The sequence below is a fragment of the Streptomyces sp. NPDC088261 genome (assembly GCF_044740805.1).
GTDB lineage: Bacteria > Actinomycetota > Actinomycetes > Streptomycetales > Streptomycetaceae > Streptomyces.
On the sequence record NZ_JBIURL010000004.1, the window covers coordinates 395,194 to 411,194 of the forward strand.

13 protein-coding genes are annotated in these 16,001 nt (G+C 73.2%); 12 read left to right on the top strand and 1 reads right to left on the bottom strand.

Annotation, left to right across the window (positions count from 1 at the left end; all coding sequences use genetic code 11):
- Window positions 1-150 precede the first annotated feature (150 nt).
- A complete protein-coding gene (locus ACIODU_RS11440; protein WP_401766571.1) occupies window positions 151-3,564 on the top strand; it encodes an SAV_2336 N-terminal domain-related protein in 3,414 nt (1,137 codons plus the stop codon).
- Between the two features lie 91 nt (window positions 3,565-3,655).
- Here the strand turns inward: ACIODU_RS11440 and ACIODU_RS11445 are convergent, their stop codons facing one another.
- Entirely contained in the window at window positions 3,656-4,873 is a 1,218-nt protein-coding gene (locus ACIODU_RS11445) for a YihY/virulence factor BrkB family protein (protein ID WP_356425505.1), read from the bottom strand.
- A 17-nt stretch (window positions 4,874-4,890) separates the two neighbouring features.
- On the opposite strand from ACIODU_RS11445, the gene ACIODU_RS11450 reads away from it, so the two are divergent.
- The 11 genes from ACIODU_RS11450 (at window position 4,891) to ACIODU_RS11500 (ending at window position 15,949) form a co-directional block, all read left to right on the top strand.
- The gene (locus ACIODU_RS11450) at window positions 4,891-6,558 is read left to right on the top strand and encodes an acyl-CoA dehydrogenase family protein (RefSeq protein WP_401766574.1); all 1,668 of its coding nucleotides are present in this window, start codon (window positions 4,891-4,893) and stop codon (window positions 6,556-6,558) included.
- Window positions 6,559-6,753: 195 nt separating this feature from the next.
- On the top strand, window positions 6,754-8,049 hold the full coding sequence (locus ACIODU_RS11455; RefSeq protein WP_401766577.1) for a GAF domain-containing protein: 1,296 nt from the start codon (window positions 6,754-6,756) through the stop codon (window positions 8,047-8,049).
- 143 nt (window positions 8,050-8,192) lie between these two features.
- A complete protein-coding gene (locus ACIODU_RS11460; RefSeq protein ID WP_401766580.1) occupies window positions 8,193-8,759 on the top strand; it encodes a GNAT family N-acetyltransferase in 567 nt (188 codons plus the stop codon).
- A 119-nt stretch (window positions 8,760-8,878) separates the two neighbouring features.
- Window positions 8,879-8,962: a putative leader peptide gene (locus ACIODU_RS11465; protein WP_356425652.1), complete on the top strand. Its 84-nt coding sequence runs from the start codon at window positions 8,879-8,881 to the stop codon at window positions 8,960-8,962.
- Between the two features lie 127 nt (window positions 8,963-9,089).
- A complete protein-coding gene (locus ACIODU_RS11470; protein WP_356425494.1) occupies window positions 9,090-10,787 on the top strand; it encodes a nitrite/sulfite reductase in 1,698 nt (565 codons plus the stop codon).
- Complete coding sequence (locus ACIODU_RS11475; protein WP_202532202.1) at window positions 10,784-10,960, top strand: hypothetical protein; 177 nt, start codon at window positions 10,784-10,786, stop codon at window positions 10,958-10,960. The genes ACIODU_RS11470 and ACIODU_RS11475 overlap by 4 nt, the downstream gene beginning before the upstream one ends.
- A complete protein-coding gene (locus tag ACIODU_RS11480; RefSeq protein ID WP_356425491.1) occupies window positions 10,957-11,658 on the top strand; it encodes a phosphoadenylyl-sulfate reductase in 702 nt (233 codons plus the stop codon). Before ACIODU_RS11475 ends, ACIODU_RS11480 begins: the two co-directional genes overlap by 4 nt.
- 56 nt (window positions 11,659-11,714) lie before the next feature.
- Window positions 11,715-12,296, top strand: coding sequence for an adenylyl-sulfate kinase (cysC, locus tag ACIODU_RS11485; protein WP_401766583.1), 582 nt, complete (start codon window positions 11,715-11,717; stop codon window positions 12,294-12,296).
- The gene (cysD, locus tag ACIODU_RS11490) at window positions 12,293-13,231 is read left to right on the top strand and encodes a sulfate adenylyltransferase subunit CysD (RefSeq protein ID WP_356425485.1); all 939 of its coding nucleotides are present in this window, start codon (window positions 12,293-12,295) and stop codon (window positions 13,229-13,231) included. Before cysC ends, cysD begins: the two co-directional genes overlap by 4 nt.
- A 2-nt stretch (window positions 13,232-13,233) precedes the next feature.
- Window positions 13,234-14,589, top strand: coding sequence for a sulfate adenylyltransferase subunit 1 (locus ACIODU_RS11495; protein WP_401766587.1), 1,356 nt, complete (start codon window positions 13,234-13,236; stop codon window positions 14,587-14,589).
- A 244-nt stretch (window positions 14,590-14,833) separates the two neighbouring features.
- Window positions 14,834-15,949, top strand: a complete 1,116-nt coding sequence (locus ACIODU_RS11500; RefSeq protein WP_401766590.1) for an aliphatic sulfonate ABC transporter substrate-binding protein — start codon at window positions 14,834-14,836, stop codon at window positions 15,947-15,949.
- Window positions 15,950-16,001 lie beyond the last annotated feature (52 nt).

The following is a 16,001-nucleotide window of genomic DNA, read 5'->3' on the forward strand; positions in this document are numbered from 1 at the left end:
TGGGGCCCGCAGACCCCACCGGGCGGCCCGACCCCGCCCGTCCGGCGGACCCCGCCGGACGGGCAGTCCCCGCCCGGCACCCACGCCCCGCCGGGCGGGCGCACCCCCGACCCGCTCGGCCTCGAGCCTGGGACGGGGCGGCCCGTCGGGGTGCGTCCGCCGGAGGAGCCGCCCCAGGGCGCGCAGCCCGAGCACGCGCCCGATCCCGGCGGCGGTTCCGCCTCGTACCGGCTGCGCGCCGACGCGCCCCCCGAGGGCGGCCGGGCCGACTTCGACCCCCCGGGGGAGTACGCCCGGTACAGCCGGGCCACGGTCCGCCCCCTGACGGCCCGGGACCGGGACGACACGCCCGCGATACTCGCGCCCACTCCCCCGACGATCGCCCGCCCGCTCGCCCTCCAGCGGGCCCTGCGCCCGCTCCGCGGCACCGCGCCCCCCGCCCGGCCCACGGAGTGGGACAAGGACGGCACCGCCCACCGCATGGCCGCGCTCGGGGCCGGGCGGGGCCGGTGGCTGCCCCGGCTCTGGCCGGCGCCCGAGCGGCGGCTCCATCTGCGGCTGGTGGTCGACTCGGGCCCCACGATGGCGATGTGGCAGCCGCTCGCCCGCGATCTGCACAAGGCGTTCGGCCAGTTGGGCGCGTTCCGTACGGTGGAGCTGGTGCGGCTCGGCGCGGACGGCTCCGTGGCGGTACGGAAGTGGCCGGCGGGCCGGACCGTCGCGCTGGTCATCAGCGACACGATGGGCCCGCAGTGGCGTGAGGGGGCGGCCGGCCGGCGCTGGTACAGGACCCTGCGCGGCTGGGCCCGTACGCTCCCCGTCGCCGTCGTGCAGCCCCTGCCGGAACGGATGTGGCAGGACACCCCGCTGGCCCCCGTCCCCGGCCTGTTCACCGCCCCCGGCCCCGGCGCGCCCAACGCGTCGCTGCACTTCGCGCCGTACGACAGCCTGGCCCGGGGCATTCCGGTGCCGGTCCTCGAACCGAACGCCGAGTGGTTCGGCAACTGGGCGGGCCTGCTGGCCTCGCCGGGCGGGACGGTGTTCCCCGGGTCCGCCGCGCAGCTCACGGCCGGCCCGCCGCCGGCCGCCCGGGACGGCGAGGACGGACTCTCCCCCCGGGAGACCCCGGCCGAGGAGCTGGTCCAGCGCTTCCGTTCCGCCGCCTCCCAACAGGCGGTACGGCTGGCGGCGCACCTGGCCGTGGGGCTCGCCTATCTGCCGGTGATGCGGATCGTACAGACGTCGGTGGAGAAGCAGCCGCGCGCGCAGCACCTCGCGGAGGTGGTGCTGAGCGGCCTCCTCACCGTCGCGCCCGGTCCGGCCGGGTCGTACGAATTCCGGCCGGGGGTACGGGAGTTGCTGCTGGCGACCCTGCCGTCCCACGAACTGGGCACGACGGCCGCGCTGCTGCACCGGGTGGCGACGGAGATCTCGCTGCTGGGTGGGTCGGTGCCGGGCGAGTTCCGCCGACTGCTCGACGGCGCGCGCGGGAACGGGTGGGAGGCGGGCGGGCGCGTCACGCTGCTGAGCCCCGAGAGCATCCCGGTCACGGGCGACCTCCTCGGGTCCGGGCGGGCGCCCCGCGCCTCCGACGGGCCGTCGGTGGGGTCGTACCGGCTGCTGGACCGCGTCGGCCCCGGCGCGTACGAGCGGTGGCGGGCGCGGGACGAGACGGGCCGCGAGGTGGTCGTACGGTACGCGGGCGCCGTACCGTACGGCGCGAAGGCGGCGGCGCGGCGGCAGGCGCAGGCGGTCGTGGCGCTGCGGCATCCCGGCATCGTCACGACCCACGACTTCGGGTGGGACGACGGGGTCCTCTACTTCGTCGAGGAGCCGGTGGCGGGCGAGCCGCTCGCGAGGCCGGGGTGGACGGAGCCGGGCCGGTCCTCCGCGACGTCCGTGCCGGATCTGGTGAGCGTGGGACGGCAGGTCCTCGACGCGCTCGCGCACGCCCATCAGCACGGGGTGACCAACCGTCACCTGACGGGAGAAGAGATCGTGCGGCTGCCGGACGGCCGCGTGAAGGTGGGCGGCTTCGGCCTGCCGGACGCGGCGCGGTCCGGCCCGGATCCGGCGGCACGGACGGAGAGGGTGGCCCAGACGGAGGCGGTGGCCGACGCCGACGCGGCGGAGGATCTCCGCGGCCTCGGCCGGGTGCTGTACGAACTCGCCACCGGCAACGCCCCCTTCGCCCCGCGACGGCTCGACGCGCCGGGCCCCGGCGGCGAACAGGTCGTCCCGCCACGACAGTTGCGTCCCGACCTGCCGCCGCGCCTGGAGACCGTGATCCTGGACCTGCTGGCCCCGCACCCCGAGCGCCGCGCGCGGGGCGCCGCGACGCTGCGCGCGGAGCCCGTACTGTCCCCGGACGCCTGGCAGTACAGCGTCCTCGGACCGCTCCGCGCGGTACGCGGCCGGCAGGACGGCACCCCGGCCGACCCCACGGAACGGGCCCTGCTCGCCCACCTCCTCCTGTCCTACGGGCACGGCGCGTCCACCGCCGAACTGGCCGGTGCGCTCGGAGTCACGGCGCGGGACAGGACCCCGGAGGAGGCGGTGGCCCTGGCCGCCGCCGCGCTGCGGATGCGGGGGCATCCGGTCGAGGACACCGGTACGGGCTACCGACTGCGCCTCGACGCGCACGAATTGGACGTCCGTACGGCACAACAGCGCGCCGAACAAGCCGCCCTGGCGGCTCGGTCCGGCCACCACGACACCGCAGCCGGGCTGTACGACTCCGCCCTCGCCCTCTGGTCCGCCACTCCGCTGACCGGCATCGACGGCCCCTGGGCGGACGGCCAGCGGGGCGCGCTGCGGAAGTGGCGGCTGTCCCTGGAGGGCGGCCGCACCGCCGCGTCGACGCGGGGCCGGTCCGCGGGCCGGGTCCCCCAGGATCCGGGCACGGGCCCGTCCTTCCCGGCACCGGCGCCGGACGGCACCGGCAAGCGGGGCGACGTCCCGGGGAAGGGCGTCGCTAACCGGGAGCGCCCCGCTCCCCGTCTGGTGTCCACGGCATACGGTTCGTTCAGACCCCCCTGGGACGAGGTCGACCCCGACGACCTTCTCGTCGTCGTCCAGGTGGTGGTCCTCGGCGGTACGGCCCCCGGTCCCGGGGGCGGGCCCGCGTACCGTCCGGGTGTCCGCCGGGCGCTGCGGCGCAGCGTGGGCGGGGCCGGACGGCCGGACGCGGACGGGACGATCCGGGTGACGGCGAGACGCGGGCAGACCGCGGCCAGGGTGGTGGGACGGCTGCGCCGCCGGTTCGCGGCCCTCGCCGACGCGCGGTTCACAGGCTCGGGCGGACCGCTCGTGGTCCTCGCCCACCTCGGAGCGTCACCCGGCGAGACGCTCGCGATGACGCGGTTGCTGGCGCCGGGAGGACCGGCGGTGGGCGGCGGTGCCGTGGTCATCGGCCTGTCGGACCCGCTGTACCGGCTGGCCGGGAGGCCGTCCCCGTACCGGCGGGCCGAGACGACGGAGACCGGCGCCGCGGTGACAGTCTGGTACCGCACGCTCAGGCCACCGCCCCGGCGCCGGCGCTCCCCCCGCCCCTGGTTCGGCTGACCGCGCCCCCGACCGGCCGGGCGGAACGAACCCGCCCCCGGCCGGTCCACCGGAACCGCCACCCGCGCCCCCGCACCCCGCACCCCGCCCGTCAGGGCCGTTCGTCCTTCTCCCTGCTCTCCCTGCTCTCCCTCAGTTCCTTGTTCTCGCGGCTCTCGCGCCCCGCGTGGAGCCGCGACCGCAGGTCGTCCGGGGGCAGGAAGCGGGACCAGCGCTCCGGGAACTCCGACGGCATGACCAGGTCACCGCCCTCGTCGCCCTCGTCGTCCGGGTCGTCGGGGTCGTCGAAGTCGCCCCGGGCTCGGCGCAGTTCCGTCTCGGCCGCCGCGCGGGCCAGCAGTTCCGCCGCGTGGGCGGTGCGCAGCCGTTCGTTGGCCGCGCGGGCCGCCGCCGTGGCCAGCGAGGGCCAGACGCGGTCGATCGCCGCGTTGACGGCCGCGCCGACCAGGACCGCGAAGGCCGAGATGCCGATCCAGAGCAGCACGGCGATGGGCGCCGCGAGGGACCCGTAGATCGTCGGGCCCTCGACCGTACTGGTCAGGTAGATGCGGAGCAGGAAGCTCCCCAGGACCCACATGCCCAGCGCGACCAGCGCGCCCGGCACGTCCTCGATCCAGCGCGACCTGGCCGGCACCGACACGTGGTAGAGCGTGGTCAGGAAGGCGATCGAGAGGATGCTCACCACCGGCCAGTAGAGGACGGAGACCACTTCCGTGCCCCACGGGATGAGCTCCACGACCCGGTCGGGGCCGACCACCGCGAGCGGCAGCACCACCGCGCCGATCAGCAGCGCCACGAGGTAGAGCAGAAAGGCGAGGAGCCGGGTCGCGACGATGCCGCGCCGCCCGTCCAGGCCGTACATCACGGTGATCGTGTCCACGAAGACGTTCACCGCCCGCGAGCCCGACCAGAGCGCGATCGCGAAGCCCAGCGAGATGACGTCGGGCCGCCCCCCGTGGGTGACGCTCGCCAGCAGCGGCTTGGCGATCTGGTTGACGCCCCGGTCGGAGAGGACCGTGCCGACCGCCGACAGGATGTTCTTCTCGATCGAGGCGACGGTGGTGGTGCTGGTCCAGTCGTCCACGTAACCGAGCAGCCCGATCAGCCCGAGCAGCAGCGGCGGCAGGGACAGCAGGGTGAAGAACGCCGCCTCGGCCGCGAGTCCGAGGATGCGGTACTCGATGCACGAATTGACGGTGTCCTTCAGCAGCAACCAGGCCATCCTCCGCATGGAGACGTCGCGATAGAGGACTCGGGCCCGGTGAAGTCGGCCCGCCGGCCGCTCGGGTGTTTCATTTGCTGCCTGCACGTCCTTACCGTAGCGGCATGGCAGCCACCACCCACACAGTGACCAACCAGGTTCCGCCCCTGGTGGGGTACGACGTCTTCAGCGCCGACCCGGCCCTCACCGAGGGGGTGGAACGGCACATTCCAGCCGCTCTCCTCGACGAGGCCCGGGCGGAACTGACGGCGCTCGGCCGCTCCGCCGGGTCCGCGGAGGTACAACTCCTGGGCACGCTGGCCAACGAGAACCCGCCGAAGCTCCGGACGCACGACCGGTACGGCGACCGGATCGACGAGGTCGACTTCCACCCGGCCTGGCACCAGCTGCTCGGACAGGCCGTCACGGCCGGGCTGACCGACGCCTGGGGCCGCCCGGCGGGCCACGTCCGGCGCGCCGCCGCGTTCCTCGTGTGGGGGCAGGTGGAGGCCGGGCACACCTGCCCGCTGTCGATGACCCACGCGGCGGTCCCGGCGCTGCGGGTGGAGCCGGCGCTCGCCGCCGACTGGGAGCCGCGCCTCACCTCCCGGGTGTACGAGCCGGGGCTGCGGCCCGCCGGGGAGAAGGCCGGGGTGCTCTTCGGGATGGGCATGACGGAGAAGCAGGGCGGCAGCGACGTCCGTACCAACACCACGAGCGCCCGGCGGCTGGACAGCGAGACGGGCGCGGGCGACGAGTACCTGCTCACCGGGCACAAGTGGTTCTGTTCCGCGCCGATGTGCGACGGATTCCTCGTCCTGGCGCAGGCGCCGGGCGGGCTGACCTGCTTTCTCGTCCCGCGGGTGCTGCCGGACGGCACGCGCAACGTCTTCGCGATCCAGCGCCTCAAGGACAAGCTGGGCAACCGCTCCAACGCGTCGAGCGAGGTCGAGTTCGACGAGACCTGGGGGCGCCGGGTCGGCGAGGAGGGGCAGGGGGTGCGCACCATCATCGAGATGGTGGCGGCGACCCGGCTGGACTGCGTGGCCGGTTCGGCCGCGCTGATGCGGCAGTCGGTGGCGCAGGCGGTGCATCACGCCACGTACCGGCGGGCGTTCGGCGCCGAGTTGATCGACCAGCCGTTGATGGTGAACGTCCTGGCCGATCTGGCCCTGGAGTCGGAGGCGGCGACGACGCTCGCGCTGCGGCTGGCGGCGGCGTACGACACGGTCCAGGGCGGTCCCGGGGAGGAGCGTGACCGGGAGAAGGCGTTCCTGCGGCTCGCGGTGCCCGTCGCCAAGTACTGGGTGACCAAGCGGTGCACCCCGGCCGTGGCGGAGGCCCTGGAGTGCCTGGGCGGCAACGGGTACGTGGAGGAGTCCGGGATGCCCCGGCTGCTGCGCGAGGCGCCGCTGAACTCGATCTGGGAGGGCTCGGGGAACGTACAGGCACTGGACGTGCTGCGGGCGCTCCAGCGGGAGCCCGGCGCGCTGAACGCCTTCCTCCAGGAGGTGGGCCTGGCGCGCGGCGCCGACCACCGGCTGGACCGGGCCATCAAGGACCTGCTCACCGAACTGGCCGACCTGACCGGCATCGAGGCACGGGCGCGGCGGCTGGTGGAGCGGATGGCGCTGGTGCTCCAGGGTTCGCTGCTGGTGCGGTGGGCGCCGCCGGAGGTGGCGGACGCGTTCTGCGCCTCACGGCTCGGCGGGGACTGGGGTACGGCCTTCGGCACCCTGCCGCACACGCTGGACCTGGCGTCGGTCGTGGACCGGGCGAGGCCGGTGGGGTGAGGCCGTCACGGGAGAGCTGGGCCGGCCACCGAAGGGGTGGTGGGGCCATCAGAGGTGGTGCTGCGCCGACACGGCACCACCTCTGATTCCCCGTCACTCTCCGGCACCCGCGCCCGGGATGCCAGAGTTGCAACCCGTTGCAGCAGAATCCGGAACTGCCCCTCCGGGGGATGGGCGGAACGGCACGATGGGCTGATGAAGGACATACCGCTCGACCTCGCCCGGCTCTCCACCGTGGACGGCGCGCAGGCCACCCGGCTCCTCCACCGGGTCAGGGAGGCGGCCCTGGCCGGCGAGCGGCCCCCGGTCGCGCCGCGCCCGGTGATCGACGCGTCGTGGCGGCGGATGTCCCGGATGGGGCTCGATCCCGACAGGACCACGCGCACGGTGCTGCTGGAGCGGGACGAGCTGGAGCACCGGCGGCGTACGTCCGTGCTCGGCGAGGCGCTGCGGACCCTCGTCGACTCGCTGGCCGACGTGGCGGACGCGTCCCTCCAGATCACGGTCGTCACGGACGACGAGGGGCGGGTGCTGTGGCGGGACGGCAGCCCGTCCGTGCTGCGGCAGGCGGGCGGGATCTGGCTCGAAGAGGGGGCGACCTGGACGGAGGGGGCCACGGGCACCAACGCGATCGGTACGGCTCTGGCGGTGGGGCGGCCGGTACGGGTCCACTCGGCGGAGCACTTCGTCCGGACGCTGCACTCGTGGACGTGCGCCGCCGCGCCGGTGCACGATCCCCGCGACGGGCGACTGCTGGGGGTGGTCGACGTGAGCGGCCCGGCGGCCGGCTTCCATCCGGCGACCCTGGCGCTGGTCAGGTCGGTGGCCCGGCTCGCCGAGAGCGACATGCGGGAGCGGCACCGGGGGAACGTGGAGCGGCTGCGGTCGGTGGCGGCGCCGATCATGTGCCGGATCAGGGGGCGGGCGCTGGCGGTCGACAGCCACGGCTGGACGGCGGCGGTGACGGGCATGCCTCCCCTGGACCGGCTCCCGCTGCCCAAGTCGTTCGGGGCGGGCCGGGTCTGGCACCCCTCGCTCGGCCTGTGCGCGGTCGAGCCGCTGCCCGGCGGCTGGCTGATCCGGGTGGTGGACGATCCCGACACGGCCTCGGCGGGGACGGTGAGCCGCGTCGTCCTGGACCTGAGCCGGCCCCGGCGCTGGTCGGTGGCGGTGTCGGGGGCAGCGGGCGGCTGGGTGCAGGAGCTGACCCCGCGCCACGCGGAGCTGCTGTACGTGCTGGCCGTGCACCGGGACGGGCGCAGCGCGGCGGAGCTGGCGGCGGACGTGTTCGGGGACGCGACGCGGACGGTGACCGTACGGGCGGAGATGTCGCGGGTGCGGCGGCACCTGTCGGGGGTGCTGGCGCACCGGCCGTACCGCTTCCGCGAGGAGGTCGAGGTGGAGGTGGTCACGCCGGAGGACCCGGAGGAGCTGCTGCCGCACTCGACGGCCCCGGCGGTGCTGAGCACCCGGAGCCTGCCGTGTCCGTGAGGAGCGGCGTCCGGGGCGGGCTTCCCGCGAGGTGACAGGCCCCGAGGTGACAGGTCCCGAGGTCATCGGCTCCGAGGTGGCCGGTCCTGGTGTGACCGGCCCTGGTGTGACCGTACGGACCCCCGCGTGATTCTCTGGCGGGCATGACCCTCACCGTGACCACGTGGTCCCTGGAGCAGACCTCGCCGTCCGATCTGCGCCCCGCCGCCCCGCCGCCGGGCGACGTGCGGATCGTACGGGCCGAGGTGCCGTCCCCCGAGTTCAGCCGGTTCCTGTACACGGCCGTCGGCGGGGACGTCCGCTGGACGGACCGGCTGCCGTACACGTACGGGCAGTGGCGGGAGTACCTGGACCGGCCCGGTGTGGAGACCTGGGTCGCGTACGAGAAGGGCACCCCGGCCGGCTTCCTGGAGCTGGCGGCGCAGGACGGCGGCACGGTCGAGATCGTGTACTTCGGGCTGATCCCTGCCTTCCGCGGCCGCCGGATCGGCGGCCACCTGCTGTCGTACGGCACCGCCAGGGCGTGGGACCTGGCCGAGCGCCACCCCGGGCTCAAGCCGACCGGGCGGGTGTGGCTGCACACGTGCACCAAGGACGGCCAGCACGCGATGGCCAACTACCAGCGGCGCGGCTTCACCCTCTTCGACACGAAGACGTCCGAGGAGGAGGAGACGGCGACCCCGGGACCCTGGCCCGGCGCGCTGGCGTGATCGCCCGTACCGCCTCACCCAGGCGCGTACACCCCACCCCGTCTCATATAGCGAGACACTGTCGTCCACATAGTGGATAGTGGTGGACTGCCCCGAGATCCGCGTGACACGCTTCCGTCATGTCGAGAGCTGGAATTGCCTTGGTAGGTCGGCGGCACGTCGACCTCGGCCGCATGTCCAGCGCCATCTGTCCGACAAACTGAGATCTCGCGCGCCGCCGCGACTCCGCACCACCCGCCCCTGACCTCTGCACCTGCCGCGCACCGCCGCGCCTTCGCGCGGGTGTGCGGCTGAGAGCCGCCCTCACGCAGTCTCGAAGGACGTAACGCCATGGCCGCCACCCCGGACCAGCCGACTCCCGCCACCCCGCGCCGCAAGGTGAGCCGCCACCGCGGCGAGGGCCAGTGGGCCGTCGGCCACTTCACTCCGCTCAACGGCAATGAGCAGTTCAAGAAGGACGACGACGGTCTCAATGTGCGGGCGCGCATCGAGAACATCTACTCCAAGGCGGGCTTCGACTCGATCGACCCGAACGACCTGCGCGGCCGGATGCGCTGGTGGGGGCTGTACACCCAGCGCAAGCCCGGGATCGACGGCGGCAAGACCGCGATCCTGGAGCCGGAGGAGCTGGACGACAAGTACTTCATGCTGCGGGTCCGGATCGACGGCGGGCGGCTGACCACCGAGCAGCTGCGCGTGATCGGCGAGATCTCGCACGAGTTCGGCCGGGACACCGCCGACCTCACCGACCGGCAGAACATCCAGCTGCACTGGATCAGGATCGAGGACGTGCCGGAGATCTGGCGGCGTCTGGAGGCGGTCGGCCTGTCGACCACCGAGGCCTGCGGTGACACGCCCCGCGTGATCCTCGGTTCGCCGGTCGCCGGGGTCGCCGAGAACGAGATCATCGACGGCACCCCGGCCATCGACGCGATCAACGCCCGGTTCATCGGCACCAAGGAGTTCTCGAACCTCCCCCGCAAGTTCAAGACGGCGATCTCCGGGTCGCCGCTGCTGGATGTGGCGCACGAGATCAACGACATCGCCTTCGTCGGCGTCGAACACCCCGAGCACGGCCCCGGCTTCGACCTGTGGGTCGGCGGCGGCCTGTCGACCAACCCGAAGATCGGCCAGCGCCTCGGCGCCTGGGTGCCGCTGGACGAGGTGCCGGACGTGTGGGCGGGGGTCATCGGGATCTTCCGCGACTACGGCTACCGGCGGCTGCGCACCCGCGCCCGCCTGAAGTTCCTGGTCGCGGACTGGGGCGTGGAGAAGTTCCGCCAGATCCTCCAGGACGAGTACCTCAAGCGGGAGTTGACCGACGGCCCGGCGCCCGCGCAGCCCCTCCAGGCGTGGCGCGACCACGTCGGGGTGCACCGGCAGAAGGACGGCCGGTTCTACGTCGGGTTCGCGCCGCGCGTCGGCCGGGTCGACGGCCCCAAGCTCGTCCGCATCGCCGAGGTGGCGGCGGAGCACGGCTCGGGCCGGCTGCGTACCACCGTCGAGCAGAAGATGATCGTGCTCGACGTCGAGGAGGACCGGGTCGACTCGCTGGTGGCCGGGCTCGAAGCGCTGGACCTGCGGGTCAAGCCGTCGCCGTTCCGGCGCGGGACGATGGCGTGCACCGGCATCGAGTACTGCAAGCTGGCGATCGTCGAGACGAAGCAGCGCGGCGCCACGCTGATCGACGAACTGGAGCGCCGTATCCCCGAGTTCGACCAGCCGCTCACCATCAACATCAACGGCTGCCCGAACGCCTGCGCGCGCATCCAGACCGCCGACATCGGCCTCAAGGGGCAGCTGATGCTGGACAAGGACGGTCAGCAGGTCGAGGGCTTCCAGGTGCACCTGGGCGGCGCCCTGGGCCTGGAGGCCGGTTTCGGCCGCAAGGTCCGCGGCCTCAAGGTCACCTCGGACGACCTGCCCGACTACGTCGAGCGGGTGCTCGGCCGCTTCCAGAAGGAGCGCGAGGAGGGCGAGCGGTTCGCCACGTGGGCGGCCCGCGCGTCGGAGGAGGCCCTCTCATGAGCGAGCGCGCCGCCCCCTTCTACTGCCCCTACTGCGGCGACGAGGACCTGCGCCCGAACGAGCAGGGCCACGGCGCCTGGGAATGCGCGGCCTGCAACCGCGCCTTCCAGCTGAAGTTCCTCGGGCTGCTGACCCGGGGGCTCCAGGCACCCGACGGAGGGGAATCGACATGACCACGCTGGCCGGGACGGACGACCCGAAGGCCCTCGCCGAGCACGCGGGCCGCGCGCTCGAGGACGCTTCGGCGACGGAGATCCTGCGGTGGGCCGCCGACACGTTCGGCGACACGTTCTGCGTGACGTCGTCCATGGAGGACGCGGTGGTCGCCCACCTCGCCTCCGCCGTCCTTCCCGGCGTGGACGTGGTCTTCCTCGACACCGGCTACCACTTCCCCGAGACGATCGGCACCCGTGACGCCGTGGAGGCCGTGATGGACGTCCACGTCATCACGCTGACCCCGCGCCAGAGCGTCGCCGAGCAGGACGCCCAGTACGGGCCGAAGCTGCACGACCGCGACCCCGACCTGTGCTGTTCCCTGCGCAAGGTCAAGCCGCTCGAAGAGGGGCTGGCCGGCTACGCGGCCTGGGCCACCGGGCTGCGCCGCGACGAGTCCCCGACCCGGGCGAACACCCCCGTGGTCGGCTGGGACGAGCGGCGCGGCAAGGTCAAGGTCTCGCCGATCGCCCGCTGGTCGCAGGAGGACGTGGACCGGTACGTCGCCGAGCACGGCGTCCTCACCAACCCGCTCCTCATGGACGGTTACGCCTCCGTGGGCTGCGCCCCCTGCACCCGCAGGGTGCTGGGGGGCGAGGACGCCCGCGCGGGCCGCTGGGCGGGCCGGGGCAAGACCGAGTGCGGGCTGCACGGCTGACGGCGGGGCGGCGAACGGCGGGGGCGGCGAACGCCACAGAAGCAACGAGCACATCGGTGACGGGCAGTCAGGAATCTCATGAGGAGGGACAGTTGAGCATGACGGAGCAGGGCGCCACCGTCTGGCTCACCGGTCTGCCCAGCGCGGGCAAGACCACGATCGCGCGGGAGCTGGCCGAGCGGCTGCGCACGGAGGGCCACCGCGTCGAGATCCTGGACGGCGACGAGATCCGCGAATTCCTCTCCGCGGGCCTCGGGTTCAGCCGCGAGGACCGGCACACCAACGTCCAGCGCATCGGCTTCGTCGCCGAACTGCTGGCGTCCCACGGCGTCAAGGCGCTGGTGCCGGTGATCGCGCCGTACGCGGACAGCCGCGAGGCCGTGCGCAAACGCCACCAGGGCGTGGGCACCGCCTACCTGGAGGTGCACGTCGCGACCCCCGTCGAGGTGTGCTCCGTACGGGATGTGAAGGGGCTGTACGCCAAGCAGGCGGCCGGCGAGATATCCGGGCTGACCGGGGTCGACGACCCGTACGAGGCCCCGGAGGCCCCGGACCTGCGGATCGAGTCGCACACCCAGTCCGTACGGGAGTCCGCCGACGCGCTCCACGCGCTCCTCACCGAAAGGGGACTCGCGTGAGCACGACCGTCGCGTCCGTCACCGGGGGCACGGATGCCCCCTACGCCCTGAGCCACCTGGACGCCCTGGAGTCCGAGGCGGTCCACATCTTCCGTGAGGTGGCGGGGGAGTTCGAGCGGCCGGTGATCCTCTTCTCCGGCGGCAAGGACTCGATCGTGATGCTGCACCTGGCGCTCAAGGCGTTCGCGCCCGCGCCGGTGCCGTTCACCCTGCTGCACGTGGATACCGGGCACAACTTCCCCGAGGTGCTGGACTACCGGGACCGTACGGTCGCCGCGCACGGCCTGCGCCTGCACGTCGCCTCCGTACAGGAGTACATCGACGCGGGGAAGCTGCGCGAGCGCCCCGACGGGACCCGCAACCCCCTCCAGACCGTCCCGCTCACCGAGAAGATCCAGGCCGAGCGGTTCGACGCGGTCTTCGGCGGCGGGCGGCGGGACGAGGAGAAGGCCCGGGCCAAGGAGCGGGTGTTCTCGCTGCGGGACGAGTTCTCCCAGTGGGACCCGCGCCGCCAGCGGCCCGAGCTGTGGAACCTGTACAACGGCCGGCACGCCCCCGGGGAGCACGTCCGGGTCTTCCCGCTCTCCAACTGGACGGAGCTGGACGTCTGGCAGTACATCGCCCGCGAGGGCATCGAGCTGCCGGGCATCTACTTCGCCCACGAGCGCGAGGTGTTCCCGCGGGCCGGGATGTGGCTGACGGCGGGCGACTGGGGCGGCCCCAAGGAGAACGAGCGCGTCGAGAAGCGCCTGGTGCGCTACCGCACGGTCGGCGACATGTCCTGCACCGGCGCCGTCGACTCCGACGCCACCACGCTCGACGCGGTGATCGCCGAGATCGCCGCCTCCCGGCTCACCGAGCGCGGCGCGACCCGCGCCGACGACAAGATGTCCGAGGCCGCGATGGAAGACCGCAAGCGCGAAGGGTACTTCTAGCCATGACGAGCGCCACCGAGCCGTACGCCGAGTTCGCCGAGCGGCTGGCCACCACCACCCTGCTGCGCTTCGCGACCGCCGGTTCCGTCGACGACGGCAAGTCCACCCTGGTGGGGCGGCTGCTGCACGACTCGAAGTCGGTGCTCACCGACCAGCTGGAGGCCGTGGAGCGGGTCTCGCTGAGCCGGGGCCAGGACACCCCCGACCTGGCGCTGCTCACCGACGGGCTGCGCGCCGAGCGCGAGCAGGGCATCACCATCGACGTCGCCTACCGCTACTTCGCCACGCCCCGGCGGCGGTTCATCCTCGCCGACACCCCCGGGCACGTGCAGTACACCCGGAACATGGTCACCGGCGCCTCCACCGCCGAGCTGGCGGTCGTCCTGGTCGACGCGCGCAACGGCGTGGTCGAGCAGACCCGCCGCCATGCCGCCGTCGCCGCCCTGCTGCGGGTCCCGCACGTGGTGCTGGCCGTCAACAAGATGGACCTCGTCGCGTACGCGGAGCCCGTATTCGCGGCCATAGCCGAGGAGTTCACGTCGTACGCGGCCTCCCTCGGCGTCCCGGAGATCACCGCGATCCCGATCTCGGCCCTCGCCGGGGACAACGTCGTGGAGCCGTCCGCGCACATGGACTGGTACGGCGGCCCGACGGTGCTGGAGCACCTGGAGACGGTGCCGTCCAGCCACGACCTGGCGCACTGCCCGGCGCGTTTCCCCGTGCAGTACGTGATCCGCCCGCAGTCGGCGAGCCACCCGGACTACCGCGGCTACGCCGGGCAGATCTCGTCCGGTGTGCTGCGGGTCGGCGACGCCGTGACGGTCCTGCCGTCCGGCCGTACGAGCACGATCGAGGGCATCGACGCGCTCGGCGAGAGCGTGGACATCGCCTGGGCCCCGCAGTCCGTGACGCTGCGCCTCGCGGACGACATCGACGTCTCGCGCGGCGACCTGATCGCCCCCAGCGCGCAGCTGCCCGCCTCGACGCAGGACGTGGAGGCGACCGTCTGCCATGTCGCGGACCGGCCGCTGACCGTCGGTCAGCGGGTGCTGCTCAAGCACACGACCCGTACGGTCAAGGCGATCGTGAAGGACATCCCGTCCCGGCTCACCCTGGACGACCTGTCCCAGCACCCGGCCCCCGGGCAGCTCGTCGCCAACGACATCGGACGCGTGAGGATCCGTACGGCCGAACCGCTCGCGCTCGACCCGTACGCCGAGTCCCGCAGGACCGGATCGTTTCTGCTGATCGACCCCGCCGACGGTACGACGCTGAGCGCCGGCATGGCGGGCGACGCCTTCGCCGAGGGCGCGGGCGCGCCGGCCGTACCCGCGCACGAAGAGGGCTGGGACTTCTGATGGCCATCGACATGTACGCGACCTTCGCGAAGGAGGGCGGCCGCGTCGGCAGCGGCCTCCTCGGCGCGGGAACGGGCGGGGTGGCGCGATGTGCGTGATGACGTACGCGCACTGCCTGCGCGCCCGCACCCCCCACCTCCCGCACCACCCGCCCCACCCGCACCGTCGAAGACCTGCCGATCTCCCGGTCACGCCCGCGTTCCCGTAGGGCGTGCGCACCGGGCCGACGAGAGGAACCCCTCCCGTGCCTGCCACGCGCATCCTGTCGCGCCGCCGTATCACCACGCTCGCCGCAGTGCCCCTTCTCGCCGTCGTCGTCACCTCCTGCGGGTACGGCTCCGACGCGAAGAAGGACGACGACAAGAAGCCGGCGGTCGCCGCCGGAGCGAAGAAGCTGTCGGCCGACACCGTGAAGATCGGCTACTTCCCGAACCTCACGCACGCCACGGCCCTGGTGGGTATCCAGGACGGTCTGTTCCAGAAGGAGCTGGGCGGCACGAAGGTCGCCGCCGCCACCTTCAACGCCGGGCCCTCCGAGATCGAGGCGCTCAACGCGGGCAGCATCGACATCGGCTTCATCGGCCCCTCCCCCGCGATCAACGGCTACGTCCAGACCAAGGGCAAGAGCCTGCGGATCATCGGCGGTTCCGCCTCCGGCGGCGTGAAGCTGGTGGTCAACCCGAAGAAGATCAAGACCCTGGACGACCTCAAGGGCAAGAAGATAGCCACCCCGCAGCTGGGCAACACGCAGGACGTGGCGTTCCTCAACTGGATCTCGGAGAAGGGCTGGAAGGTCGACGCCCAGTCCGGCAAGGGTGACGTCTCCGTCGTCCGTACGGACAACAAGATCACCCCCGACGCCTACAAGGCCGGCTCGATCGACGGCGCCTGGGTGCCGGAGCCGACCGCGTCCAAGCTGGTGGCCGAGGGCGCGAAGGTGCTGCTCAACGAGTCGGACCTGTGGCCGGACAAGCAGTTCGTGATCACGAACATCATCGTGTCGCAGAAGTTCCTCTCCGCGCACCCGGACGTCGTCGAGGCCGTGCTGCGCGGCTCGGTGAAGACGAACGCCTGGATCAACGCCAACGAGGACCAGGCGAAGGCGTCGGCCAACGAGGCGCTCAAGACCCTGTCGGGCAAGGCGCTGCCGCCCGAGGTCCTGGACCCGGCGTGGGAGTCCATCAAGGTCACCAACGACCCGCTGGCCTCCACGCTCCAGTCCGAGGCCGACCACGCGGTGAAGGCCGGTCTGCTGGAGAAGCCCGACCTGGCCGGCATCTACGACCTGGGGCCGCTGAACAAGGTGCTCAAGGCCGCCGGTGAGCCCGAGGTCGCCGACGCCGGTCTCGGCGTCAAGTAACCAGCCGCCACGACCGATCTGTTCGCGTCTGTTCGCAGGATTCGCAGGATTC

Bases quoted from the DNA above. Each gene is read 5' to 3' on its own strand.
- ACIODU_RS11450 (WP_401766574.1), top strand. From the start codon at position 4,891: ATGGCAGCCACCACCCACACAGTGACCAACCAGGTTCCGCCCCTGGTG.
- ACIODU_RS11455 (WP_401766577.1), top strand. From the start codon at position 6,754: ATGAAGGACATACCGCTCGACCTCGCCCGGCTCTCCACCGTGGACGGC.
- ACIODU_RS11460 (WP_401766580.1), top strand. From the start codon at position 8,193: ATGACCCTCACCGTGACCACGTGGTCCCTGGAGCAGACCTCGCCGTCC.
- ACIODU_RS11465 (WP_356425652.1), top strand. From the start codon at position 8,879: ATGTCGAGAGCTGGAATTGCCTTGGTAGGTCGGCGGCACGTCGACCTC.
- ACIODU_RS11470 (WP_356425494.1), top strand. From the start codon at position 9,090: ATGGCCGCCACCCCGGACCAGCCGACTCCCGCCACCCCGCGCCGCAAG.
- ACIODU_RS11475 (WP_202532202.1), top strand. From the start codon at position 10,784: ATGAGCGAGCGCGCCGCCCCCTTCTACTGCCCCTACTGCGGCGACGAG.
- ACIODU_RS11480 (WP_356425491.1), top strand. From the start codon at position 10,957: ATGACCACGCTGGCCGGGACGGACGACCCGAAGGCCCTCGCCGAGCAC.
- ACIODU_RS11495 (WP_401766587.1), top strand. From the start codon at position 13,234: ATGACGAGCGCCACCGAGCCGTACGCCGAGTTCGCCGAGCGGCTGGCC.